Source organism: Mucilaginibacter sp. 21P, assembly GCF_019331605.1.
Lineage (GTDB): Bacteria > Bacteroidota > Bacteroidia > Sphingobacteriales > Sphingobacteriaceae > Mucilaginibacter > Mucilaginibacter achroorhodeus.
In genome coordinates this window covers 2,858,111-2,882,070 of the sequence record NZ_CP063061.1, presented here as the reverse complement: position 1 = coordinate 2,882,070, position 23,960 = coordinate 2,858,111, and the positions used below count along the sequence as shown (strand labels likewise).

Here is a 23,960-nt window from a genome sequence, read left to right as displayed (position 1 = left end):
GAATCGATATGAGAGCGTTACAAATGCAAGCGATTAAAAAAGCTGGACAGATCAGGGCGAAGCTTAAACTAAACATGTTTGAGCCCGTGAACATCTTCGATGCTTGCGAGACCTTGGGTGTCGTGGTCCGTTTTGTCCCAGTAAGTATGGAGGGCATGTATGTTGTTAGAGAGGATGTAGCTAATCCAGATATTCTAATATCAAGTTTAAGACCGTTTGCAAGACGCGTCTATACATGCGGACATGAACTTGGCCATCATGTTTTTGGGCACGGTACGCGCATAGATGGCTTGACAGATGAAGGTGCAAGTAAAGCCGTATATGACGATGACGAATACCTTGTGGATACGTTTGCCGGGGCCCTTCTTATGCCGGTCGCGGGTATTGAGGCTGCTTTTAAAAAACGTGGCTGGAACATACGTAACGCTACACCAATTCAATTTTTTACGATTGCTTCTATCTTCGGTACTGGGTATAGGACATTGATTACTCATTGCAGAGTAAATGGTCTTATAAACGATCTTAAAGCGACAGGCCTGCAAAAAAAGGCACCCGGCGAGATGTTGAAAGAATTGATAGGCCCAAATGCAGTGAAAAGTCATTTTAAGATTATTGACGAAAACGCTGAAGTTGCAGTAGTTGATTTAGAAACAGGCGGTTATATTTTTTTACCGGAGAACACGGTCATCGAGGGAGACCATCTGAGCAAGTTAAAAAAAGCAAATGTTGGCGATGTTTTCATTGCTGTAAAACCGGGGGTAATTCGTGCGGTAGCGGGTACCAAAGGCTTTTTTATTAGGATACAAAATGCGGGATACAATGGTTTAGCGGAGTACCGCCATTTAGAAGATTAATTTAAGATAACTATGAGCAGTACGCCAATCGTAATAGAACATAATAATTTATCTGGTGCCTGGCATCAGATATTAAGATTACTTGTCAAAAGTCCAAACGGCGAATTAAGCCCCTTAGTTTTGACACTGACTGCGTTTGATGAATCTGAGGACATTAAAGCCGAAATTGTATCAAACCTAAAAGAGAAAAACGAGAGTTCGGATCGTAAAAAAAGAATGCCTAATATTCAAACGGTTTCGGAAACAATTTTTCCGCAATCCTTATATGAATTAGCCGGTTATGATCGAAACAGGCTTTATGCCATTTATAAAAAAAATCTGCCTAAAATTAAAAAGTTGGATTCTTCCAATCGGAACGGAACATATTTTTCACGCTTGATCGCTTTCGGTGAAGGTCATAGCTCAAAAAATCAATTGGAGATCATCATAAGGGCTCTGATCGACGAAAAGTCGCCACGTAGATCAAAATTACAGGCCGCAATATTTGACCCGTTTATTGATCATACTAACAGCGCGATGCAGGGTTTCCCTTGTCTCCAACATGTAACGTTTGTCAAGACCAAGGATGGTGGTCTGATTTTAAATAGTTTCTATGCAATACAGTTTTTTTATAAACGTAGCTATGGTAATTGGTTGGGATTGATCAACCTTGGAAAATTTGTTGCGAAAGAAGCTGGCTTGAGGTTTGAACGATTTAATTGTTTCATTGGTGCTGAAGCGCTAGAAAGTCAAAATATTAGTAAGACTGAAGCAAAAAAATTGTTGGAAAAGTTAGATGCAAAATTTTTTATATAAATCTAACTTTGCCGACTAAAAAATCGAAATATCACCAGGAGAAATTATTTTGAGAAATCAAGGATCTAATAGTACTATATCAAATCTAGTCATTCACATTCCGTTGTCTCCAGCAAAAACAACGGAGGTATATGACAGTTACTGGAAATTTGCAGCTCTTAGACAAGAGGCTTTTTTTAATCGTGTTGAAAATCGGGCGTTTCCTTGGTCAGTTGACCCTATCTTAAATCAGTATAAATTTACAAATGCCTACCGTGCAGCCGACCGGGTTAGTCAGTATTTGATCAAAGAAGTTATCTATAACAAGGATTTGCCGGAATCACCAAAGGAAATTCTGTTTAGGATAATCCTCTTTAAGCTATTTAATAAAATAGAGACATGGGAATTGTTAAAAAAACATTTTGGTCCGTTAACAATTGAAAATTATAATTTTAAACATTTTGATCGTGTGTTACATCAAACGATTGCCAGCGGTCGAAGGATTTATTCGGCGGCCTACATAATGCCATCAGGTCAATCTCGTTTCGGCTTTGAAAGAAAACACAGCAATCACCTTAAGCTGATTGAGCTGATTTTGGGAAATGAGACCGATGAACAGTTAATGGAAACAAAGACTATGCAAAAAGCTTTTGAGATCTTAAAAGGATTTCCAGGGTTCGGGGATTTTCTTGCTTATCAGTTGCTAATTGACATCAATTATTCGCCGATCTTAAATTTTTCAGAATCGGAGTTCGTTGTACCTGGTCCGGGCGCTAAAGGTGGTATAAGTAAATGTTTTTCGCATACGGCGGGACTTAGTTACATCGAAATTATTAAGTTGGTCACAGACCGGCAAGAAAAAGAATTTGATCGCTTAGGCTTAACATTTAAAAGTTTATGGGGCCGCCCGTTGCAATTAATTGATTGTCAAAATCTATTTTGCGAGGTTGATAAATATGCAAGGGTGAAGCATCCGGATATAAAAGGTGACAGCGAGCGTATCAAGATTAAGCAAATGTTTAAGCCCAATTTTTCTGATATAGACTTCTTCTTTCCACCAAAATGGGGTATAAATGACAGGGTAGTCAAGGTTCAAAATGTTGAAAATTTGAAAACTATATTATAATATCAATATTTCAATTACCTAAATTTGATAGGCTAACTATGAAATCGAATATTTATAAATTAAAATAACCCAATAATGTCATTCATCGGAAACGACAACCTTCAAACGTTATTAAACGGCGAATTAGAGGTCATTAAACCGTTTGACCCCACAAGGGTCAAAAATGGGGCTTATGAGTTATCTCTGGGCGCGGAAGTGTTTCTTACTGATTCGGAAAAGCGATCAGTAAAGCAGTTGTTGGAAAATGAAATGATAGAGATCAGACCTGGTCAATTCGCCTTATTGCTTACCAAAGAATATGTTAAAATTCCCAATAATAAAATTGCCTTTATATCTATTAAGGCTGGGATTAAGTTCGAGGGATTGATCAATGTTTCAGGTTTTCATGTTGATCCTGGATTCGAAGGAAATCTGTTATTTTCGGTCTATAATGCCGGACCTTCTAATATTAGACTTAGCAACGGAACTGCATACTTTCCGATATGGTTTGCTGATATAGATCAAGATTACCAGGACTATAAAGGTTCACATGAAAAACAAAAAAGGATACCCGACGGTCCTGTTAAGGCCTTAAGCCAAGGTGAATTGGCATCGCCAAATGTGCTAAGTAAGAGGATCGAAGATAACAAACATTTAAAAACTAAGATAGAATGGGTTGTCTTAGCGATTTTTGCGGGCATGGTAGCACTATTGGTAAAAGTCTACACTGATTCAAGTAAACTTAAAGATGCAGTCGAATATGGTTATAAACAAAAGGCCACCGAGATAGTTGCAGATTCAGCCATAATGGAAATGAAAGACAGTATCTCAATGTTGAATAAAAAAATAGACAGTTTAACGCTTTCGGTAAGGAGAAAAAATGAAGGTACAAAGTAATAGTGATATCAATAAGATTGGATTTGACTCAAACTTTAAAGTTTCAGAGCAATTACCCAAAAATTTCATTATAAATTTTGAGTCTATTTTATTGGGTGAAAAATGGCTTACCAAAGTTTCGTTAGACGATACTCAATTAGGCGATATCATCAACGATAATTCAAAGACGAGTGACTATTACCGCTTCCATGACATATTCCATTATTCATTTGCTGCGATTTTAGGATGGTCTCCTTGTGCACGAGCGATGATGAAAAGAAAGCGAAAAAGTGATTACGTGATAGACGAAGTGGAGGATGGCGCGCGCGCGACTATTACTGAAGAGGCGATATCTATGATCGTATTCAATGAGGCCAAACGAAAAAAATATTTCGAGGGGGCATCCGCGGTTTCTAAAACAACTTTACGGATAATCAAAGAAATGACCGAAGATTTTGAGGTCAAGGTTAGATCAGCGAAAGAATGGGAGGACGCTATTCTAAAATCATATGAGATATTTAGATTATTAATGGTTAACGGTGGCGGTTCTGTAGAATTTGATGCCTTCAACAAAGCGATAACTTACTCACCGTTGTCAGCGTCACAACCAAAGTCGCCTATACAGAATTAAAATGATTATCGGGATTGGATGCGATATAGTTGAACATGCGATGACCAAACGACTTAGTTGGTCAACTAATTTGCATGTTCAAAAACGACTATTTACCGAAAACGAAATAGCTCTTGCCCAAGGTCAAAATACCGACAGATTTTTTTCGGGCCGTTTTGCCGCTAAAGAAGCTATACTTAAATGCCTCGGTACGGGTATGAGAGATGGCATTGCGCTAACACAGCTTGAGATCTTACAAACTACAGCAGGACAGCCTGTTGTACTACTTGAAGCTGAGGTAAAATCCATAGCCTCGGAAATGGGGATCAACAAATGGCACATAAGTATAAGTCACAGTGACCATTCTTCCTTTGCATTTGTCATCGCAGAAATATAAATGCAATAATCGATTTCTATTATTCCAATTCAATATTTTGGAATTGATTGCAGCTCTCAGCGATTGACTAGGTTCAGAATAATTGTAAACCTTCAAAAGAATCTTTCTTAATCAATTAGAAACAGTTGTATGACTGTATTTTACTTCTTATAAGAAATTCAGCCATTTAAAAATTCATTACCTTGGATAATGTAAGTGATAAAGTCTTGTTTGCATGCTTTCAGCAAGTGTACCGTCAAGATGAAATTAGCAAGCTTTTTATTAGCCTTGCTTTAGTTTGGCTTCCATGGTTTGTGTGGTATGCGGCACGGCGCGAAGACGTTCCTTTGGGATCAGTTTGCCGGTCGTTCGGCAGATGCCGTAGGTTTTGTTATCAATGCGCATCAGGGCGGCTTCCAGTTGCTCTATGAATTTCTTTTGACGCGCTGCCAGTTGGTTGGTTTGCTCTTTCTCCATCGTAGCGGAACCGTCCTCCAGGGTTTTTCCGGCGATTGCCGCATCGTCGCCATTGGAATTGGAAGCGCTGAGGGTGCCGGCCAGGTCCGTTAATTCTTCACGTGCTATCTTTATTTTTTCGGTGATCAGTTCTCTGAACTCATTAAGTTCGCTATCACTGTATTTGGTCTTATGGGTTTGGGTCGTATTCTCTTGTTGCATCTGTCCCTAACAATGGTTTTGTCAAAAGGTTCGCAGGCTCCGTCCGGCATTTTGGCTGTGCTGCAAAAGCCGCTGGTCTTTAGTGCAAGAACGTATCCTCCGTACTTGCCGGACACGTTTAGGGATTGCTTCGAGTAAGTAGCCACTTACGCTATTTCCAAAGAAAACGGACAAAAGCGGCGTCAATCTCGGTCAGCCGTTCCGTACGAACGCATAATGTACTCCTCCTTGTTCCGTACACCCTCCGGGACTTATAGTTCTACCGCTCCGCCTTTACGACCGCTCTTTTGACTTTCTTTTTTACCGTTTTTTCTTTTGAAAAATAGCTATCCGGGAGGGTCGCGCAGGTAAAGGGAAAAGCAAATAGTTCATTTCATTTTTTAACGACTAAAATTTAAAGGTCATGGAAATTACAGGAAGATTGGTAGCAGATGCTGCCGTAAGGAACATTGAAGGGGACAGAACAGTAACCAATTTCAGGGTGGCGGTGAACCGCAGGTATATATCAGGTGGTGAGCAGCGCGAGGACACCACCTTTATTGATTGCGCTTACTGGCGTTCGGATGCGGTAGCGCCTTATCTCACCAAGGGTTTATTGGTGCAGCTATTCGGCCATATCAGCGCCCGGCCGTGGGTCAGCCGTGACGGGGAACCGATGGCAAGCCTGAACTTTCACACCAACGAGATCACTTTGCTGGGTGCATCCCGCAAGGCAAGTGGTAAAGGCAAAGGCAGCAGGAAGAACCAAGCGGCATAAAAGAATTAAGCGATCAGTAAACATTAAAAATTTAAGATCATGGCACACAACATTTCATATAACGAGCAGACAGCGAAACACAGTTTTTTTAGTGTAAAGGAAAAGGCGTGGCACGGCTTGGGGCAGATCGTCGAGGACTACCCGACCAGTGCGGAAGCGATCAAGTTTGCGGGATTGGATTACAGCGTGGAGAAACGCCCGTTGTTCACCAACGGCGCAGCTTTGGGACTGGATAACGTCGATACCGATCTGGCGTTCCCGTCCGTGGATGTTCCCGACTACTTTGCGACCGTGCGCACGGATAACGATGCGGTTTTGGGCGTGGTCGGTAAGGATTATGCAGTGGTACAGAATGCCGATGCGTTCCAGTTCTTTGATGCCATTGTCGGCGGTGGCAGCGGTATTAAATATGAGACCGCAGGCGCATTGGGCAAGGGTGAACGCATTTTTATTACCGCTAAATTACCGGAATACATCAAGGTCGGTAAAACGGATCTGATCGAACAGTATCTGTTTTTGACCACTTCGCATGACGGATTCGGTTCGATAACGGCAGCCTTCACCCCTACCCGTATCGTGTGCAATAATACGCTGAATGCAGCGATAAAAAACCGGTCAGGCGGCATTAAGATCAGGCATACGGCATCGGCTAATGACCGTTTGAAACAGGCGCATACGCTCATGGGTATTTCCGATGTTATGGCGCAGGAACTGGAGCAACTGTTCAATCATTGGTCGAGGGTGCGCATCACGGATGCGCAGGTGAAAAAGCTGATACAGGTAGCCATGGCGCCGAACAAGGAAGTGTTGTCCAACCTCGAATTGGGTTTGACCGATAAGCTATCGACCACCTATACCAATATCGTGGACAATGCCTTTGCCTATGCCATGGGTAACCCGACACAGCAAACGGAAACGACCGCAGGTACTTTGTTCGGGGCGTACAATGCTGTAACCGGGTATTATCAAAACGTGCGCAACTTCAAAGATGGGGATGCAAAATTCAGGTCGATCATGGACGGAACCGCCAAACAAAGGGCGCAGGTCGCCTTTGACCTTTGCGGGAACTTCGCCCGTCAGGGTGCGGATGCGTTGAACTTCATTAAGAATTGATTCATGCAGCCATTGAAATTATTGAACAACGTGCAGAAAGCAAGGCTTTTGCATAGTTTATTAAGTAACGAGATGCCCCAATTTTTGGGGTATCTCGCAGGGTTCGCCGAAAAGGTTTTGAGCGATGAGGAACGCATCGCTGCCGAATGGAAAGACCCGATGCTCGGAGTGGGCATGTGGTTCGAACTGGCGAGGGAAACGCAAAAGGTCATCGCCAAATACCCGAAAGACCTGCGCAAAAGTGCGCCGGTATTTGCTGACCAGTTGTTCGGCGGGTTCATGGCCTTGTTTGCCGTACACGCATTATTGCAGTACGTGGAACAGGACAAGCATGAAGACCCAAAATTCAAACCTGCCGTAGAACTTCTGTTTGCATAGCTGCTGACGGACTGCCGGGTGATCGCAAAATTGCCCGGCGGCTCCGCGTTGCGGAGCCCTTTTCGCCCCGTGTTTTGCCGGTGACCGGATCAGATCAGTTGCAAAACACGGGGCGCTTTGATAACAGACCATATTAGGAAACAGAGCCTTACATGACGTATCCAGGTAAAAAGGTCACGGACCCTTACAAGCGCCCGATCAATGAAGAGATTGGTGATACCCCGTAGGAACGTAATACATCAGCGTATTTCATTTCCGGTTAATTTTAAGCGCCATAATGTTCGGTTATAATGCAGATCATTAACATAGGTCTTTATAAAAAGCAGCAAGCATAGACATAACAAGCTGTATACTAGATCGACCGCAAACTTTTCAAAGTGTTAAAGCTTGTTCACCGGTAAGTGGCCTGGTAACGACTTGGCGCCTGCGGGTGATAGGTTGAGCATGGAATTATGACTAACGAAAAGCGTATTTAGGCTAAAAGCTGGTCATGGTAAGTGCTGATCTTTGGGTCACAAATTAACATACGATGAAAGCAGTAAGGATCAACAAATACGGTGGACCAGAGGTCATGAAGATCGAAGATGTTGAACGCCCGGTTCCCGCACCTGATGAGGTTTTGGTGGAAGTATATGCAAGTGGGGTAAATCCTGTAGATGCGGCGATCAGGCAGGGCGAAAATGAGAGCCTTCGTTCTTTTTTAAAACTACCTATGACCTTAGGCTGGGATGCAGCCGGGATCGTTACCCAAACAGGCAGTGAAGTAACGTCCCTGAAAACTGGTGATCAGGTTTATGGTGTTCCTAATTTTCCAGGTGACGGAAGTTATGCAGAGTATTGCGTAGGCAAGGCAAGCCAGTTCGCCATAAAACCCCAAAGCCTTGACTTCAGGCAGGCGGCCGGTGTGCCATTAGCTGCGCTGACCGCCTGGACGGGTATTTTCGGACATGGCGATCTGAAACCTGGAGAGCGCATTCTTATCCAGGGCGCCTCAGGTGGTGTGGGTAGTTTTGCGGTCCAGTTCGCGAAAGCAAAAGGCGCATATGTGATCGGCATGGCATCCACAAATAATATAGGATACGTAAAAGAATTGGGTGCAGATGAAGTAATAGATTATAAAACGCAACAATTCACAGAATTGCTGCATGATCTGGATGTAGTACTCGAAGCTTCTCCGATCCGGGACAACAGTGAGCGAGTAAAAGCCGTTAGCATATTAAAAGAAGGCGGTACATTTGTTAGCGTTAATACCGATCTCCCGTTCAATGATGAAATGATGGAAGCGGCTGAATTGAGGAAAATAAAGGTTGCTTTAGCGGCCAACGAGCCAAGACAGGAATGGCTGACACAGATCGCCGAATTGATCGATGCCGGTAAAGTACAGGTTTTGATCGATCAAGTGTTCCCTTTGGAAGAAGTTGCTGAAGCTCAGCGCCAGATCGCGACCTGGCATGTGCGCGGCAGGCTGGTTTTAAATATCAAAGAATGACACCATTTGCATGAAGCGTTTTAAAACGATAACAGAGTTCCATCATTTCATAGGCATAGCAGCGCCGCTGCATCCGCTCATCAGTGTCGTGGATGTGGCGACCGTTCCGCACCGGGAGGTACTGGAGCCGACGAATATGGTGATGGATTTTTATGCTATTGCCGTAAAACGAATGATCAATTTTAAAATGCAATATGGGCAGCGTCCCTTTGATCTTAACGAAGGCATTATGTCTTTCATGTCCCCTAAACAGGTATTAAACATAGATGTGAACGATAAAAGTAAAAAGACAGAAAGATCAGGATGGGTGATCTACATCCATCCTGATCTTTTATGGAATTCGGGGTTAGCCAAAACCATTCGTCAATATGACTTTTGGGACTACTCCTTAAATGAGTCTTTATTCCTTTCAGAAAAGGAAGAAGCTACGATCAACAGCATTATTCAAAGCATCTTTGAAGAGTACCGGGCTAATATAGACCGATTCAGCAAAAGCATTATTATTTCCCATATCGAGGCGCTACTGAACTATGCTGATCGCTTCTACCACCGGCAGTTCATTACCCGGGAGCGATCGAATCACCAGATATTACAGCGGGTAGAAGATCTGCTTTCTGAATACTTCAACAGCGATGATCTGCTTGTAAAAGGAGTCCCTACGGTAACTTATCTGGCAAATGAGCTGAATGTTTCATCCAAATACCTGAGCAGCCTGCTCAAAGTGCTTACCGGACAAAATACACAACAGCATATTCACGAAAAGCTGATCGAAAAGGCTAAAGAAAAATTGTCGACCACAGAATTATCGGTTAGCGAGATCGCCTACGGTTTGGGCTTTGAACATTTACCCTCTTTCAGCAAATTATTCAAGGCCAAGACAAGTCAATCACCACTAGAATTCAGGACCTCATTTAATTGAATTCATTCAAGCTGCCACCATTTCTGCTATTGCCTAATCAATAGCTTTGATACTAACTCCTATCGTGATCATCTGATTATCGATCTTGGTTCATTTAGCCCCGCCGCAGTGATCAACTTGCGTGGTCTGCGGTGTCCACATGCCGTGTATAGTACCGCGGATCGCCGATTATCTCCGTGAGACTTTTGCGAACTGCCTTTCAAGATCCTACGGCATGTGCACGATAAGCGGAAGTTCAAATGCACCACTCGAAATAGATCATGATACCAGAAATTAATGCCTAGTGTATTTCCTGACTGATCTGCAGAAGGAACAATGCTAATTTTTTTAGTAAAATTTGACTTTTTGTTCCAAATTTTTTGTCACTTTTGCTTTAATGAAAAGTAAGTTGTTCGAGCAAAAGCCTAAAACAGCGAAAACCGAAACGGAAAGGTGGGTTCGCGTTTTCCCGGATACGGGTGAAGGCCACCGGCTATATGATGTTTTACAGGAACGTGCTATGGGTCGCATACTTTTCGATGCGGATGAGAACTGGATCTATGACGGTACTGTACTGACCATAGCGGAGCAGGAAGAAGTGGCCGGGTTTATCAATGGCAACCAAAAAGAGATGAATGAACTGATCAGAGACCTGTATGAAAAATAACATCGACCTTGCGCTGACAGTTGCCGAAAAACAACATTTAAGGGAACAGAAAATAAGCCTGAAGATCCTAAGCGGGTATGCCATTGATGAGATCGCGTCCATCTTACAGGCCAGCCCGGAGCGCGCCAAAGAGCTACATGCACTTCATGAATTTCAAAGTATTCCCTCGCTTGGCGTTGGTTTTGCGAAAGAACTGATCTTACAAGGGTACTTTTCAATTGAGCAATTGCGTGGGAAAGAAGCTGTGGAGTTGTTTGATGCTTATGAAAAGCACTGCTGTTGCTGGGCGGACCCCTGTGTGGAAGATTCCTACCGGTTGCTGGTTCATTACATTGAGCATAAAGACGGATCCAAGCGCTGGTGGGATTTTTCAAAAGATCGTAAGGCTTATCGGGCGGCGTACGGTTTCCCGGCTGATCGTCCGGAGACCGCCTGGTATGAAACGGATCAATACCCAAAGGCCAAAGCACATAGGAAAGGATAAGCAGGTGGAGCAGTTGTGTTTTTTTCCTGAGGCAGGACAAAGTAAAGGATTGCCAACAAACTTTTTGGAGTACACCCCGGGTTTGTTCAGCATCGAAGCAGGAAATCGTTTCCTGCAAAAATTCATTGCGGAAGTACCCTGGAAGCAAACGACCCAAAAGCTTTGGGATAAGGCGTATCTGACACCGCGGCTGACCTGCTGGTACGGCGATACAGAAAAGATCGCAGGAACCTTACCCTGGACGCCGGAATTGCTGATGATCAAACAGTTGATCGAACCGCTTGCTGGTGTAGCGTTCAACAGTGTATTATTGAATTATTACCGGGACGGAAGCGATTCTGTAGCCTGTCATAGCGACAAAGAAGAGATCTTGGGTAAAAACCCGATAATTGCCTCCGTTTCGTTCGGTCAAGTGCGTAGCTTTGATATTCGTAATAAAACCGATCACAAAGAGCATTACTCGGTCAGGTTAGAACACGGATCGTTCCTACTAATGAAAGCGGGGTTACAGGAGAACTGGGAGCACCGCATCGCTAAATCGACCAGGCCAATGGGCCCGAGAATTAACCTGACCTTCAGGGTCAATAAATGAAATTTGTATGCTGGTACTGAAAGATATGATATATGGGGATTGGGAAGTCAGCGGCGTACTGGAAGCACTGATCCTGTCCGCGCCGATGCAGCGGCTAAAAGGTGTTCACCAGGGCGGAGCGATATTCCTGGTAGATCCTTCCCAAAAACACACCCGCTATGAACACTCTTTAGGGGTGTGCTGGCTCGTCCGTCATTTCGGTGGCAGCACAGAAGAACAGATCGCAGCTTTATTACACGACATCTCTCACACGGCCTTTTCCCATGTAGCTGATCAGGTGTTTGGTCATGCCGATGAAGATTATCACGAACAAATTTTCGGGGAAGTGATCAGCAGGTCAGCCATCCCTTTGATATTGGCCGAACATGGTTATGACCAGGTGCTGAAGCACTTTGACCAGTATACCCTACTGGAACAGCCTTTGCCGGATCTCTGCGCTGACCGCGTAGACTATACCATGAGGGACCTGTACCATGCAGGGATGATCAGCCAGCCGGATATCAACCACTTTTTGTCCCAACTTGTCGTGGAAGGCGGTCGTCTGACCGTGGTCAATGAAGCAGCTGCAAGGTGGATCAGCAGGCAATATCAAAAGCTGAACGAGGAATATTTCAAGAAACCGGAATACCTATTTGCGAACCAGCGCATGGCAGAGGTCCTGAAGAAAGCGATCGCCGCTGATCTGATTGGTCGTGACGATCTTCAACTTGACGATCATGCAGTAATTGCTAAACTCCGCTATTGTGGGTATGGTCAGGAACTGGAAGCGATCGGTCAGTTGGAACGATTTGAAAACTTTTCGGTAAGAGGTGCCGCAGAACGCATTAAGCGGAGAGAACTTTATCCATCAGTGTTTATATAATTGCTACTGATCATCAAGCGGATATTTTAAATAAGAATCCAACACCTCTTATACTTTCGATCTCAATAGATGGATCTTTCGAAAGATATTTACGGAGGCGGCTGATGAAAACATCCATGCTTCTACCAACAAAGAAATCTGAACTTTGCCACAGGTGATTTAAAATATCGTTCCTTTTGATCAGCCGGTTGGGATGTGTACACAAATAGTGCAGTAAACTTGCCTCCTTCTCAGTAAGAATGCGCTGGGTTTGTGCGGACTTTAAAGTTAAGTTTTTAACGTCGAACGTGTATATCCCGATCTGGAGCATTTCCTCCGGTTCCGCTATTTTGCTTTGAACACGCTTTAATATATTGCGCACACGTTGCACCAGTTCATCAGCGTCAAATGGCTTCACGATGTAATCGTCTGCACCTAAACGCAGACCTTTCATCACATCTTCTTTTGCCTTTCGGGCAGTAACGAACAAGAACGGCAAACCCGGATAAAAGGCAGTCAATTTTTCTGCAAGTGAAAAGCCGTCCTCACTGGGCATCATTACATCAACGATCAGTATATCATATGAAGATCTTTGAAGCTCCAGCCGGGCTTCTATACCGTTAAAAACCCTGGAAGCTGTAAAATTATTTAGTTCTAGGTACTGTTTTAACAGATTACCCAGATCAACGTCATCTTCTACGATCAATACTTTGATGCTCATAAAGGTAGTTTTAATTCAAATGTGGACCCTGTATGATCAGAATGCGCTAAGGATAGTTCTCCGCTTATGCTGGCAGCCGATCGCCTGGCCAGATACAACCCAAGTCCCAATCCCCTGACGGTATACCTGTCAGCTTCGGGGACCCGGTGGAATTTGTCAAAAATTTGATCCTGATGTAAAGGCTGAATGCCGTTACCATGATCGACCACCTGAATACAGAAATAACCGTTATTCATAAACGTCTTCAGCAAAATTGATCGTCCTGCGTCGCTATATTTCGCTGCATTGTCGACCAGAACATTAAGAATACTAAGAATGACGGTTTTATTCGTTTTGATCAATTGTGAGGAAGGGGAAATATCAACCTCCAGTAAATGCTGATCGATCTGCAGGTCATGCGCATACTCCTGGAGATACCGGGTAATATCAACCTCTTCAGTTTGGATCTTCCCTTCCTGCACGATCGTGCTTTCAAGCACGTGATCGACCAATTGCTGGATCTTTTGGTATTGCCGGTCAAGGGAGCAGATCAGCTCATTCATCAAAGCCGGTTTAGACTGCACGTCTGCCCGTTTGATACTTTTTAATACTAAACTCACTGAGCTCAGCGGCGTTTGCAATTCGTGGGTAATGTTATTGGCAAAATCTGTTTTTATTTCCGCTATCTTTCTCTGCCGAATCAGGGCGCGAAACGTGATATAAAACAAAACGATCACCGCTATGATCAGGCCGGATGCCATCATGAATACACCAGACATCCGGTAGAAAACCTCCTTTTCCCAACCTGATATATTGAGATAAGCTGATTCTTTGATGATCAATTTAAAGCTCAGATGATTTGTTACATCTTTACCGGTCGTTGATCTTTTATCTGTACGTTTAACAGTAATATCGCGGTTGAGAAAAATAGCGTTGTTACTAGGGATCGTTTTCCCTATAACCGTTAAAGGGTGACCGGATGCGGCTAGCAGTGTATCTATCTTGCCATTGTTTTCGAGAATGATCTCATCGTAGCGCAATGAATACCCAACATTTCCCAATCCAGGTTTATTTTTTAATTGAGCGCTAAGATCAAGTAAAGCAGCTTTATTGATCTCCCGCGTCCTATTTTCGAACGTATTTAAAAATTCGCGTTTGTTCATCCGCTTGGTCAGATAAGGGCCGCATAGCTTTGCAAGTTTTTCCTGTAGCGAATCCTGAATATTCTGCATGGGAGGCTGGTTGATAATACTGGACATATTTCGCTTTACCTCCGTATAATAAAGGTCTTTCGTCAACCGGTAAGTGTTTCTCACCAAATGATACTGGATAAAGCAAAGTGTAAGTATCGTTAAGACGCAGGCTGCTGCCAGTATACCGGTTTTATAATTTCTTTTCATCCTTCCTCAAATATACCGTCTCCATTCCGATACCGTCTTTCTTTCAGGCACCATTAACGCTTCATTAACCTTCCGTTAACCGTAGTTCGGTCTGGTCTTTCTCACTTTCGTATCAACAAAAAAATCAGAATATGAAAAAGATCATTTTAATCGCAGTATTTATCTGCGCTGCCGTCACCAGTTTCAGTCAAAGTAAAACCACCACTAAAACCTCTTCGGTCAGTATCAGCAATAGTGATCATGACTACTCGATGCATGCAAACTTTGATAGCAGTAAAGAAGGTCCGATCAAAAAATTAGTCGATAATTTAGTGGGCGCTCCTGGCAAGTTGTCAGAAACAAACAGTACCTGGAAGCTTGATGATGTATACACTATAACATTAACCGCAAAACGGCTTACGATCGAGTTGGACAAGGACAAGGCTTCCGGCGCTTTGGTCAGATCCTTTGTCAAGCTCGGGAAAGACATACAGCAGCAGATCAGCCGCACCGACCAGCCTGCTGACGAAATGGACCAATAATCATCTAGCTAACCACTTATCATCATGAAACTACAAATTACCGGTCTGTCAATAGCGTGGCTGGTCATCTTTACACTTACTGTCAAAGCTCAAAATCCCGTTTCTCTTAGCGGGCAATTGCAGGATCAGCAGCAGTTGCCCCTTGCAGGCGTCACGATCAATTTGATACCTCAAGGGTCTTTAACGTCCAAACGCTCGATGATCACGGATTCGTCCGGTCATTTCCGGTTCGATAATCTCCCTGTAGGCAATTATCAGTTACATGCGACAATGATCGGCTCCAAGATATATCAAGTGATGATACCCGTTTTTAAAACAACCAATTACCCGCCTATCATTTTGCAGCGCGATCAACAAGCGCTAAAAGAGGTGATCATATCGGGCCGCAAACCATTAGTAGAACAAAAGGTTGATCGTGTCATTGTCAATGTTGATGCCTTGGCCAGCAACGCAGGTGGAACGGTGATGGAAGCTTTAGAAAAGGCGCCGGGAGTTATTGTAGATCCGAGTGGTGGGATCACGCTGAAGGGTAAAGGTGCTACTGTTTTCATTGATGATAAACCTACCTATCTTTCCGGTACAGAACTGGAGAACTACCTCCGGTCGCTGCCGTCTTCAACGATAGATCAGATCGAATTAATGACCAATCCGCCAGCAAGGTATGATGCGGAGGGCAATGGCGGCATCATTAATATCCGCACCAAGAAGAACAAGGTTAAGGGCATAAATGGCGGTGCAAACCTCAGTTATGTTCAGGGCGGATATGCAAGGAGCAATAATAGCGCGAACCTTACTTACCGGAACAATAAACTTAATGTGTTTGCAAATGCCACCTATGCTGTTACTAACAATTACAACGACCTGGACATTTACCGGTACTTTTCGGATGCCAGCGGAGCGCCTGTTTCTAATTTCTCCCAAAATTCTTACACAAGACGCACGGGACAAAGTTATGGGGCAAAGATAACCGCAGACTATTACTTATCAGGTAAAACGACCTTGGGTATAGGGATCACGGGTTTATACAGCCCATCCGGGCAAACCATACCCGTCACCAGTATATTTACCGATCCTAAGAACATACTGGATTCTACGGTCTTCGCAGATAATCATCAAAAGGTACTTTTCAAGAACGCAGGCATTAATTTTAATTACAGGCACACTTATACGGAAACGGGAAGGCAGTGGACGGCAGATCTCGATTACATTAACTACAACAGTATAACAAACCAGTCCTTCAATAATTTTAGTTACAACCCAGCAGGTACACTGACCAACACTTATTTGCTGGACGGTAATTTACCCACCGACATCAAGATCTACGCTGCTAAAACCGATTATGTACACCCTTTAAAAAACGGAGTGGAATTATCAGCAGGCCTAAAAAGCAGTTATACATACACCGACAATGTAGCTGATTATTTTTACACGTCCAACCAGGTCAGCGCACCTGACTATGGCAAGACCAACCATTTTCAGTATCGCGAAAATATTAATGCAGCGTATGTGAATGCAAACAGGGAGTTTAGACGGCTGTCCGTGCAGGCCGGTCTCAGGATGGAGAATACTTTCTCCAACGGACATCAGCTAGGCAATATCCAAAAAGCTGATTCGACCTTTAAACGAACCTATACCAACCTGTTTCCAACGATATACTTCCAGTATAAATTAGACACGGCAAATATACATGTCCTCAGCCTCGATTATGGGAGAAGGATCGAACGCCCTTACTACCAGGATCTGAATCCTTTTCTAGCACCGCTTGACAAATTCACCTATTATACCGGTAATCCTTTTCTCCGGCCTGCTTTCACCAATGCACTGGAACTGTCACATACTTACAAGAGCTGGTTAACGACGACATTGTCCTACAGCCGTGCTTATGATCAGATCAACGAAACTATCGAGATACTAAAGGGAACTTACTTTAGCCGTCCTGGAAATGTTGGACGATCTACCGTTAGATCCATATCTGTCGATGCGAATCTTGATCCGCTTTCTTGGTTAAATATTCATTTGTATGGAGAGTTGACCAATATCCATACGGTGAGTGATTTTTACACCGGCCCATTGGACACCAAAGGAACCTTTTATTATTTGAAGCCGATCTTAGTTTTTAAAACAGGAAAAAACTGGACGATCCAGGCCGATGGTTATTATCAGAGCCGCGTAACCAATGTTCAGTTCGTTACAGGTGTTCAAAAACGAGTGAACTTAGTCGTTATAAAAAAGTTGTCAACCAGCGCTAGGATCAGGTTCGTTATCAATGACGCATTGCGCTCTTATGTGAACAGCGGGACCATCAACAATCTTGCTTATACCAAAGCTAATTACGTGAATATTGGCGATACACGCACGGCCGTATTGTCTTTGAGTTACCGGTTTGGTAAAACTGTTTCAGGCGAGCGGAAACATGAAGCTAACGGAGCGGAAACTGAGCAGAATCGTGTTAAAAATTAGGGGTAGTTTCGATCCCTTCAGAATCCGTATTGGTGATGAATTTCATAGATGATGTTCCTTTGAGGAACACTACCGTCGATCATTTGTTGCCTGCTGATCTTCAAGACGTTACTCCAATTGGGCTTATGACGATCAAATTGTAAATATTTGTACTTGGCAGGAAGTTTGGGTCGAATAATGCAGGATCAAGTGCTGAGAAGTTAAAGGATCGGCCTAAGATATTTCATCAAGCATTTTGATCAGCCCATTGATGGTAACTGTGGTACGAGATAAATAGAATAAACAAAGCGATAAATGCGGATAACAGGTAAGTCAACGGGTCGCCGGAGGCTACATGTGCAATCGAACCTGAGATCACTGTGAACGTAAAGCCTGCATATACCCATTCCTTTAAAGCACCCTTGATCGATGGGATCAGCAACACGATCGCGCCAAGCGCTTTGGCTAGGGCAAGTTCAACACGGAAGTAATCCGGGAAGCCGAAATGCCTGCAAAGCACTTTTGCCTCCTCATTGGTAAGATAAGCTTTCGCATTTAACAACATCCAAAAGCTAAAGATCAGCGTGGACAGCCAATACAGGATCCTGATATTTTTCATGGACAGCGGACTATATGGTTATGACCAGCCGTTTCCCGCCAGCTATATCTATATCCCATAAACTGCTGATCTCGGTGATCGGAACCTGCACCGTTTGCACCACCAATTTCCCGGCGGCAGCCAGGGAGAATATTTCCGGAAGGATCGACGAGAACAACTCTTTTACTTGTTCCCTGCTCCAGGAGCCAAGCCCGGATCCTGTTAACTGAATGTCGGTGCTGCGTAGAACTGCCGCTGATAGGTTAATAGCATCGCCTGACATCGTACCAACAGATACATAATGTGTGGGGGATGTGAAACCGCCATCACCTTTTAGTGCGGACAGGATAAGTTCCGCTGTTCGTCCCCATAGATAGTCGATCACGATACTGATCGGCCTTTCCTGGTGGATGCTTTGTATCTCGCTTTTAAACTGCGCGTCATCCAGCAAAACCGAAACGGCCTGGTCGGCACCAAATTCAAGGAGCTCACTTAGCGACCGTTGATCCCGGCCGGTAACGATGATCTTACCGGCACCGTAGTATTTGGCGATCTGTACGGCGACCCTTCCGGTGAAACCGGTCGAGCCGTTGATCAGCACAACGTCTCCCGGGCTTATGTTCGCTTTGAACCTCAAACCCATCGCTGCACCGAATACCGCGTTAGGCAACGCCGCGGCAGTGGCATCGTCGACGGCATCGGGCACTTCTACATAACGCCCCTTCTCAATAATAGCTTGTTCTGCCGCCATCCCACTTACCCCGATGGCATAAACACGGGTTCCATCTGCCAGCATGCAAACACCATCTCCGCCAATTACTTTGCCGCCTTCTTGCTGTTTCACACTTGAATAATGCGTACCACTGGCTACACCCTTGTCAAAATGCTTAATGGCGACAGCCTTGACATTGACTAATATTTCGTTTTCACTTTGAGGTTGCGGGGTGGGAAATTCTGCGTATTGTGGCAGATCTCCCTTTTCATAAATTACTGCTGCTTTCATGTCATTAATTATTAATGGGACAAAATTGCAGCGTTAGAAAGTTTACGACGATAACATATGTTATCAAGTTCAAAAATGCGGATTTCCCTTAGCCAATTTGCTTTTGATGCGGCTTAAATGAACGGTACTTACACCCAGATAAGATGCGATATAGTGCTGGCTGACCCGCTGAATGATATGTGGACGTTCATTCAACAAACGCTGGTAACGTTGTTCGGGTGTATCCCTGATGAACGAAATGAATTCACCTGAATAGTGTGTCAGCCTGCGTGCGGTGATCTTCATGAACATTGTCAGGAAATCTTTTTCATGGGTCAGTTCTTCCATGAGTTGCAAAACATGTTTTCTGGAAAGAAGATAAACGACAGAGGGCTCTATCGTTTCGATGGTATAAGGGGTTGGTGAGTTATTGATAAAACTATCCAATGAACTCAATCCTTCCTCTTCGAAAAAGAATTGTACCGTGATCTCTGTTCCGTTATTATTGAAATATGTTCGGAGACTACCTTTTTCAACATAAATAGCTTGGTTCGACACCGTTCCTTCCTCAAGCAGCTTAGTTCTTGCAGGTATTTCCAAACGCTTTTGTAAGGGCAGATAACGATCCCAATAGGCGTTCAACTGCGGAAAATGTTTTTGAAATTGAAATATCATCAGCAAACCTTAATAATGATTCGTTCTTCTTGGATAATGATCTGATAGTAGACTCGTTTTACAAATTATTTACTCAAGATAGCGGTTGAAGTTATTCGAACCAATATATTCTCTTCATTGATCCTATAGCTGTCACTACATCTCGCTTCCACACTGCAGGACGCGTTAACCACTTTCTTTGCTCAGTACATAAGATGAAATTTAGAATGGAGCGGGTCACGGCAAAATACACTATTCCTGTTCGCATAAGTAAGACAATTAGATCTTTGATCGCTTCCCGGAAGTCGTAATACGCCCTGAGATAGTCGCGTTTGCACCTCACTGGACTTTACAGAAGTTCCGTTCTTTGTATACATACATCAATGTATTATCAGATGAAAAACGATCTAAACCCGACATTGCTAAAGTTCGAGCAATTTATTGGCACATGGGAAATGGAAATATCAAATGCATCCTTCTTACCGGATGCCGAGGAAACTATAAAGGCAAGCGCGTCCTTTGAATGGTTTGAAGAAGGTGAATTCTTGATATTTCGGCAAGGTAAAAAAAATAGCGGAACGCCGTGGGCGATATGGTTTATCGGTCAGGATAAAGATGCGGAGAACTATACCGTCTTATACATGGATGATCAACGATCTTCACGGGTATATGAAATGCGTTTTGACAACAATATATGGAAGCTTTGGCGTAATGGCCCTCAGTTTATGCAACGCTTTACTGGTGAGGTCAACGAAGACCGAGACCTCATTTCGGGAAATTGGGAGAAGTCCGTCGACGGAAAAAACTGGGAGCACGATTTTCACCTTACCTATAAAAAAGCCATTCATCAGCTGTGATCTGAATAACATCAGCGGTTTATTGCGTAGCGTGAGCGCAAATATGGAGCCCCCGCGTCATGGAGGGCGCATTTTGGCAGCAGGTATGATGTTCCCGGCTTTCCTTTCAACAAAAAATAGGAGGCTCCTTTCATTTTGGCTACAACAACAGTCATTATGATCACAACTGATCACCATCATTCCAGCAATTTTGTGTTGTCAAATCATTATTAAAAAATATGAGTAAGCGCATCATTATTGTCGGGGCAGGTCCAAATCTGAGTGCTGCGGTTACCGAAAAATTTACCCAAAATGATTTTTCGGTCGGACTGATCAGCAGAAATGAAGTATACCTGAAAGCACAGGTCGCCGTATTCCGGCAAAAGGGTGTTCAGGCATCTTACCAGGTTGCAGATGCGTATAACGCAACAGAATTGGAACACGCGGTCACCCGGTTAGCTGAACAACTTGGTGGTGTGGATGTGCTGCTGTATAACGCTGCCGCAATGAAATTCAGGGCCATCACCGATGAAAAGCCCGAAGACCTCGTAGCTGACCTGAGTATGTCCGTTGCCAACGTCCTGCTTTGTGTTAAGGCTTTACAGGCCCCACTCACAGCAAGTAAAGGGACGGTATTGATCACCGGCGGTGGTCTCGCGACCCATCCGAACGTGCAGGTCGGCTCGCTGTCCATATGCAAAGCGGCACTGAGGAATCTGGCTATCCAACTATATGAGTTGCTCAAGAAAGAGCTGATCTATGTGGGAACCCTGACCATTAATAATGCGATAGAGCGGGACAGCCAAACCCATTCACCCCAGATCCTGGCTGGCAAATTCTGGGAAATGTATGTCAACAGGTCGGCTGCAGAAGTAGTTTATTAAATTTCATTTATTTGAATATTGGAGAGGTTTAATATGGGACCAAGTATCACGACCAGGGTCGAAAATATAATTTTGCGATGGGCAGGGACGAGTGCCAGGAATGCTGATTTTGGCGCGAGAGCATTTTTGATCCGGGGAAAAGAATTCGGACACCTGCACCCTGACGGCACATTGGATATCATGCTCGGAAAGTCACTTACCTTAGCCTTGTTAAAGACAGGTCTGGTTCAAAAACACCTGTACGTTCCGGATGCAGCGGTCACCTATCAGATCAGCAGTGATGAAAAGCTTGCTTTCGCCATTTCTTTGTTACGCTTTTCTTATCTTGCCAATGCGAGGCATTCGATCATCCCGCCAACCGAATTTGCTGTTGAATTGGCTAAACTTCCTGAAAGTTTGTCGTCGATAAACCTAGAACGAACATGACACCGAACCAGCGCATCAAAACCCTGAGCGATTATCATCGGCTCCGGCATTTTTCGCCCCCTTTGCATCCATTGGTAAGCCTGGTAGACCTGGCGCAGGCTTCAGTGGAGTATTTGGTGACCGGCGCTGTTATGGATTTTTATTCCGTTTGTATCAAGCGAAGCTCCCACATCAAACTGCGATACGGCCAACAGGAGTATGATTTTGATAGCGGTTTGATGCTTTTTATGGGCCCCGGCCAGGTATTTGGTTTGTACGCCGATGAGGCGCAAACACCCGTTCAATCAGGTTGGCTATTGCTATTTCATCCGGATCTTTTATGGAATACCTCCCTTGGCAAAAAGATCAGGCAACTAGATCTTTTCAGCTATTATGTTAATGAAGCGCTGTTCCTTTCGGAAAGAGAGGAATTGATCATCAACGGCATCATCCACAACATTCAACAAGAGTACCAGGCTAATATCGATAAATTCAGTAAACAGATCATTGTCTCCCATATCGAAACGCTGCTTAATTATGCGGAGCGATTTTATGCCAGGCAGTTCATTACAAGGGAAAGATCCGGTCATCAGATCCTGGAGCGGTTGGATAAGATACTCACGAATTACTTCAACAACGCAGATCTGATCGCGTTGGGTTTGCCGTCCGTTCAATATGTTGCGGATCAACTTAACCTATCCTCAAGTTACTTAGGCAGTTTGCTCAGAACGCTCACTGGCCAGAATACACAGCAACACATTCATGAAAAACTGATCGCCAAAGCCAAGGAAGAACTTTCTACAACCGATCTTTCCATCAGGGAGATCGCTTATGCGTTAGGTTTCGAGCATTCGCAATCGTTCAGCAAACTTTTCAAGACAAGGACCGGCGTCACGCCCCTTGAATTCAGAACTTCTTTCAACTGATGGCTTAGCGCTGAAGATCAAGTGATCCTATAGCCTTTTTTCCACTGTCCCGCACCACCCCTGCAAACTACGATCTGAGCAACATATCACGCATTAGATATGCTATTGGTCTTCGTCGAGAAAAGGGTGGTCGATGTAGCCTCTTTACCGCCACCGAACATCGTTGTGCGGTCCGGCTGATTCGGTGCGGCGTCCAGTTCGAATCGTTTTGGTAGGTCGGGATTGGCCAGAAAGAGTGTCCCGAAGGAGACCGCTTTGGCTATTCCTTTTTTAATTCCGCTTCAGCAGTGATCTGATCATAGCCCGCATTCGCAATGACCGTTTGACGGATCTTGTTCCCGGGATACGCCAGTTCATCATTGGACGGATAATGTGCTGGCGGTGAGAAATAAGCACTTCGTTTCATGAGCTCTACGTAAGCAAAGTCGAGTTCGTTCGATCAGGTAAAAATAGTTTGCGGCAGGGTCATCGACCTGTTGCGTAAAAGCATCCAAAAATAGTTGAACTATACACTCGCATTCATTATTTAACCTAATGTCCGCGAGTTGAACGCAGTTGCGATTTACGGGCTGCTAAAAAAATGTGCAAAGCAAGGGAATATCTTATTGTGTTTTCAGATCCTTGGCGCAATAGATACCTGATGGCATCTTAGCGATGAATATTACCTGAGTACAGGGCGTTAATGCGAGGCAGTCCTGGTAGTTCGATTGGGTATCGATACTGAACGATATCGATGCGCCAAGGCTCACCGATGTCGGGCAATTGGCTATCGCAATAACGTGATCATAGGTTTTATTATCATACTCCCAGTTTTCGCCAATATTGGCATTCGTGATTTTAATAAATGCATAAGACGGGCACGACTTCGTGATCACCATTCCAGAATAGGTTGTATGACTATCCACGCGCACCTTATCCTCATCCGATTTTCGGCATCCGAACGACAAGATCGGGCCAGCTAATAAAAAAACGAGTAAAGGCCTTGTCAGAAGCTTCATAAATTAAGGGTTTAAAAATAAATAATTATCAGCCACGTCAACTGGAATATATACTAATACGGAAACACCAGTCGTTCCGCTACAGAAAGAAAAAAATCCTATCTTAAGACGTGTAAATGACTTAC

At 44.0% G+C, this 23,960-nt stretch carries 29 protein-coding genes; 21 read left to right on the top strand and 8 right to left on the bottom strand.

Annotated elements, in window-relative coordinates; translation table 11 throughout:
- Positions 1 to 8 precede the first annotated feature (8 nt).
- From INP83_RS12890 to acpS, 6 genes are all read left to right on the top strand, one after another.
- Positions 9 to 854 (top strand): ImmA/IrrE family metallo-endopeptidase, encoded by an 846-nt coding sequence (locus tag INP83_RS12890; protein WP_219124530.1) that lies wholly within the window; start codon positions 9 to 11, stop codon positions 852 to 854.
- Between the two features lie 12 nt (positions 855 to 866).
- Positions 867 to 1,649, top strand: a complete 783-nt coding sequence (locus tag INP83_RS12885) for a hypothetical protein (RefSeq protein ID WP_219124528.1) — start codon at positions 867 to 869, stop codon at positions 1,647 to 1,649.
- A gap of 49 nt (positions 1,650 to 1,698) precedes the next feature.
- Complete coding sequence (locus INP83_RS12880) at positions 1,699 to 2,754, top strand: nucleotide kinase domain-containing protein (protein WP_219124526.1); 1,056 nt, start codon at positions 1,699 to 1,701, stop codon at positions 2,752 to 2,754.
- 75 nt (positions 2,755 to 2,829) lie between these two features.
- A complete protein-coding gene (locus INP83_RS12875; RefSeq protein WP_219124524.1) occupies positions 2,830 to 3,630 on the top strand; it encodes a hypothetical protein in 801 nt (266 codons plus the stop codon).
- Entirely contained in the window at positions 3,614 to 4,240 is a 627-nt protein-coding gene (locus INP83_RS12870) for a hypothetical protein (protein ID WP_219124522.1), read from the top strand. Before INP83_RS12875 ends, INP83_RS12870 begins: the two co-directional genes overlap by 17 nt.
- Before the next feature lies 1 nt (position 4,241).
- Positions 4,242 to 4,616, top strand: coding sequence for a holo-ACP synthase (gene acpS / locus INP83_RS12865; RefSeq protein ID WP_219124520.1), 375 nt, complete (start codon positions 4,242 to 4,244; stop codon positions 4,614 to 4,616).
- 261 nt (positions 4,617 to 4,877) lie between these two features.
- On the opposite strand, the gene INP83_RS12860 is transcribed toward acpS, so the two are convergent.
- Complete coding sequence (locus tag INP83_RS12860) at positions 4,878 to 5,273, bottom strand: TraR/DksA C4-type zinc finger protein (protein ID WP_219124518.1); 396 nt, start codon at positions 5,271 to 5,273, stop codon at positions 4,878 to 4,880.
- A 403-nt stretch (positions 5,274 to 5,676) separates the two neighbouring features.
- On the opposite strand from INP83_RS12860, the gene INP83_RS12855 reads away from it, so the two are divergent.
- The 9 genes from INP83_RS12855 to INP83_RS12815 all read left to right on the top strand — a co-directional run bounded on the left by INP83_RS12855 (position 5,677) and on the right by INP83_RS12815 (position 12,513).
- Positions 5,677 to 6,030: a single-stranded DNA-binding protein gene (locus INP83_RS12855; RefSeq protein WP_219124516.1), complete on the top strand. Its 354-nt coding sequence runs from the start codon at positions 5,677 to 5,679 to the stop codon at positions 6,028 to 6,030.
- Between the two features lie 39 nt (positions 6,031 to 6,069).
- A complete protein-coding gene (locus INP83_RS12850; protein WP_219124515.1) occupies positions 6,070 to 7,143 on the top strand; it encodes a DUF932 domain-containing protein in 1,074 nt (357 codons plus the stop codon).
- 3 nt (positions 7,144 to 7,146) lie between these two features.
- Positions 7,147 to 7,521: a hypothetical protein gene (locus tag INP83_RS12845; RefSeq protein ID WP_219124513.1), complete on the top strand. Its 375-nt coding sequence runs from the start codon at positions 7,147 to 7,149 to the stop codon at positions 7,519 to 7,521.
- Positions 7,522 to 8,050: 529 nt separating this feature from the next.
- Positions 8,051 to 9,010, top strand: a complete 960-nt coding sequence (locus INP83_RS12840; protein ID WP_219124511.1) for an NADP-dependent oxidoreductase — start codon at positions 8,051 to 8,053, stop codon at positions 9,008 to 9,010.
- Positions 9,011 to 9,020: 10 nt separating this feature from the next.
- Positions 9,021 to 9,929, top strand: a complete 909-nt coding sequence (locus tag INP83_RS12835; RefSeq protein WP_219124509.1) for an AraC family transcriptional regulator — start codon at positions 9,021 to 9,023, stop codon at positions 9,927 to 9,929.
- A 376-nt stretch (positions 9,930 to 10,305) separates the two neighbouring features.
- Positions 10,306 to 10,575 (top strand): hypothetical protein, encoded by a 270-nt coding sequence (locus tag INP83_RS12830; protein WP_219124507.1) that lies wholly within the window; start codon positions 10,306 to 10,308, stop codon positions 10,573 to 10,575.
- Positions 10,565 to 11,059 carry a helix-hairpin-helix domain-containing protein gene (locus INP83_RS12825; protein ID WP_219124505.1) on the top strand — a complete coding sequence of 165 codons (495 nt, stop codon included), beginning with the start codon at positions 10,565 to 10,567 and terminating at the stop codon, positions 11,057 to 11,059. Before INP83_RS12830 ends, INP83_RS12825 begins: the two co-directional genes overlap by 11 nt.
- Positions 11,013 to 11,651 carry an alpha-ketoglutarate-dependent dioxygenase AlkB gene (locus tag INP83_RS12820; protein WP_255563146.1) on the top strand — a complete coding sequence of 213 codons (639 nt, stop codon included), beginning with the start codon at positions 11,013 to 11,015 and terminating at the stop codon, positions 11,649 to 11,651. Before INP83_RS12825 ends, INP83_RS12820 begins: the two co-directional genes overlap by 47 nt.
- Positions 11,652 to 11,658: 7 nt before the next feature.
- On the top strand, positions 11,659 to 12,513 hold the full coding sequence (locus INP83_RS12815; protein WP_219124503.1) for an HD domain-containing protein: 855 nt from the start codon (positions 11,659 to 11,661) through the stop codon (positions 12,511 to 12,513).
- A 13-nt stretch (positions 12,514 to 12,526) separates the two neighbouring features.
- Here INP83_RS12815 and INP83_RS12810 read toward each other — a convergent pair whose 3' ends face one another.
- Positions 12,527 to 13,213, bottom strand: coding sequence for a response regulator transcription factor (locus INP83_RS12810; protein ID WP_219124501.1), 687 nt, complete (start codon positions 13,211 to 13,213; stop codon positions 12,527 to 12,529).
- Positions 13,210 to 14,592, bottom strand: coding sequence for a sensor histidine kinase KdpD (locus INP83_RS12805; protein ID WP_219124499.1), 1,383 nt, complete (start codon positions 14,590 to 14,592; stop codon positions 13,210 to 13,212). The genes INP83_RS12810 and INP83_RS12805 overlap by 4 nt, the downstream gene beginning before the upstream one ends.
- A 131-nt stretch (positions 14,593 to 14,723) precedes the next feature.
- Here INP83_RS12805 and INP83_RS12800 point away from each other — a divergent pair, with 131 nt between their 5' ends.
- The gene (locus INP83_RS12800; RefSeq protein WP_219124497.1) at positions 14,724 to 15,113 is read left to right on the top strand and encodes a hypothetical protein; all 390 of its coding nucleotides are present in this window, start codon (positions 14,724 to 14,726) and stop codon (positions 15,111 to 15,113) included.
- Between the two features lie 24 nt (positions 15,114 to 15,137).
- A complete protein-coding gene (locus INP83_RS12795; RefSeq protein WP_219124495.1) occupies positions 15,138 to 17,573 on the top strand; it encodes an outer membrane beta-barrel protein in 2,436 nt (811 codons plus the stop codon).
- A gap of 226 nt (positions 17,574 to 17,799) precedes the next feature.
- On the opposite strand, the gene INP83_RS12790 is transcribed toward INP83_RS12795, so the two are convergent.
- The 3 genes from INP83_RS12790 to INP83_RS12780 form a co-directional block, all read right to left on the bottom strand.
- Positions 17,800 to 18,171, bottom strand: a complete 372-nt coding sequence (locus INP83_RS12790) for a DoxX family protein (RefSeq protein ID WP_255563145.1) — start codon at positions 18,169 to 18,171, stop codon at positions 17,800 to 17,802.
- Positions 18,172 to 18,181: 10 nt separating this feature from the next.
- Entirely contained in the window at positions 18,182 to 19,153 is a 972-nt protein-coding gene (locus tag INP83_RS12785; RefSeq protein ID WP_219124494.1) for a zinc-binding alcohol dehydrogenase family protein, read from the bottom strand.
- Between the two features lie 69 nt (positions 19,154 to 19,222).
- Positions 19,223 to 19,807 (bottom strand): Crp/Fnr family transcriptional regulator, encoded by a 585-nt coding sequence (locus INP83_RS12780; RefSeq protein WP_219124493.1) that lies wholly within the window; start codon positions 19,805 to 19,807, stop codon positions 19,223 to 19,225.
- Positions 19,808 to 20,181: 374 nt separating this feature from the next.
- Between INP83_RS12780 and INP83_RS12775 the strand changes: the two genes are divergently transcribed.
- The 4 genes from INP83_RS12775 (at position 20,182) to INP83_RS12760 (ending at position 22,837) form a co-directional block, all read left to right on the top strand.
- Positions 20,182 to 20,643, top strand: a complete 462-nt coding sequence (locus tag INP83_RS12775) for a hypothetical protein (protein ID WP_219124492.1) — start codon at positions 20,182 to 20,184, stop codon at positions 20,641 to 20,643.
- A gap of 218 nt (positions 20,644 to 20,861) precedes the next feature.
- A complete protein-coding gene (locus INP83_RS12770; protein WP_219124491.1) occupies positions 20,862 to 21,506 on the top strand; it encodes an SDR family NAD(P)-dependent oxidoreductase in 645 nt (214 codons plus the stop codon).
- Between the two features lie 33 nt (positions 21,507 to 21,539).
- Positions 21,540 to 21,932, top strand: coding sequence for a luciferase family protein (locus INP83_RS12765; protein ID WP_219124490.1), 393 nt, complete (start codon positions 21,540 to 21,542; stop codon positions 21,930 to 21,932).
- On the top strand, positions 21,929 to 22,837 hold the full coding sequence (locus INP83_RS12760; protein ID WP_219124489.1) for an AraC family transcriptional regulator: 909 nt from the start codon (positions 21,929 to 21,931) through the stop codon (positions 22,835 to 22,837). The genes INP83_RS12765 and INP83_RS12760 overlap by 4 nt, the downstream gene beginning before the upstream one ends.
- 259 nt (positions 22,838 to 23,096) lie before the next feature.
- On the opposite strand, the gene INP83_RS12755 is transcribed toward INP83_RS12760, so the two are convergent.
- Complete coding sequence (locus INP83_RS12755) at positions 23,097 to 23,243, bottom strand: hypothetical protein (protein ID WP_219124488.1); 147 nt, start codon at positions 23,241 to 23,243, stop codon at positions 23,097 to 23,099.
- A 196-nt stretch (positions 23,244 to 23,439) separates the two neighbouring features.
- Positions 23,440 to 23,835, bottom strand: coding sequence for a hypothetical protein (locus INP83_RS12750; protein WP_219124486.1), 396 nt, complete (start codon positions 23,833 to 23,835; stop codon positions 23,440 to 23,442).
- Positions 23,836 to 23,960: the final 125 nt, after the last annotated feature.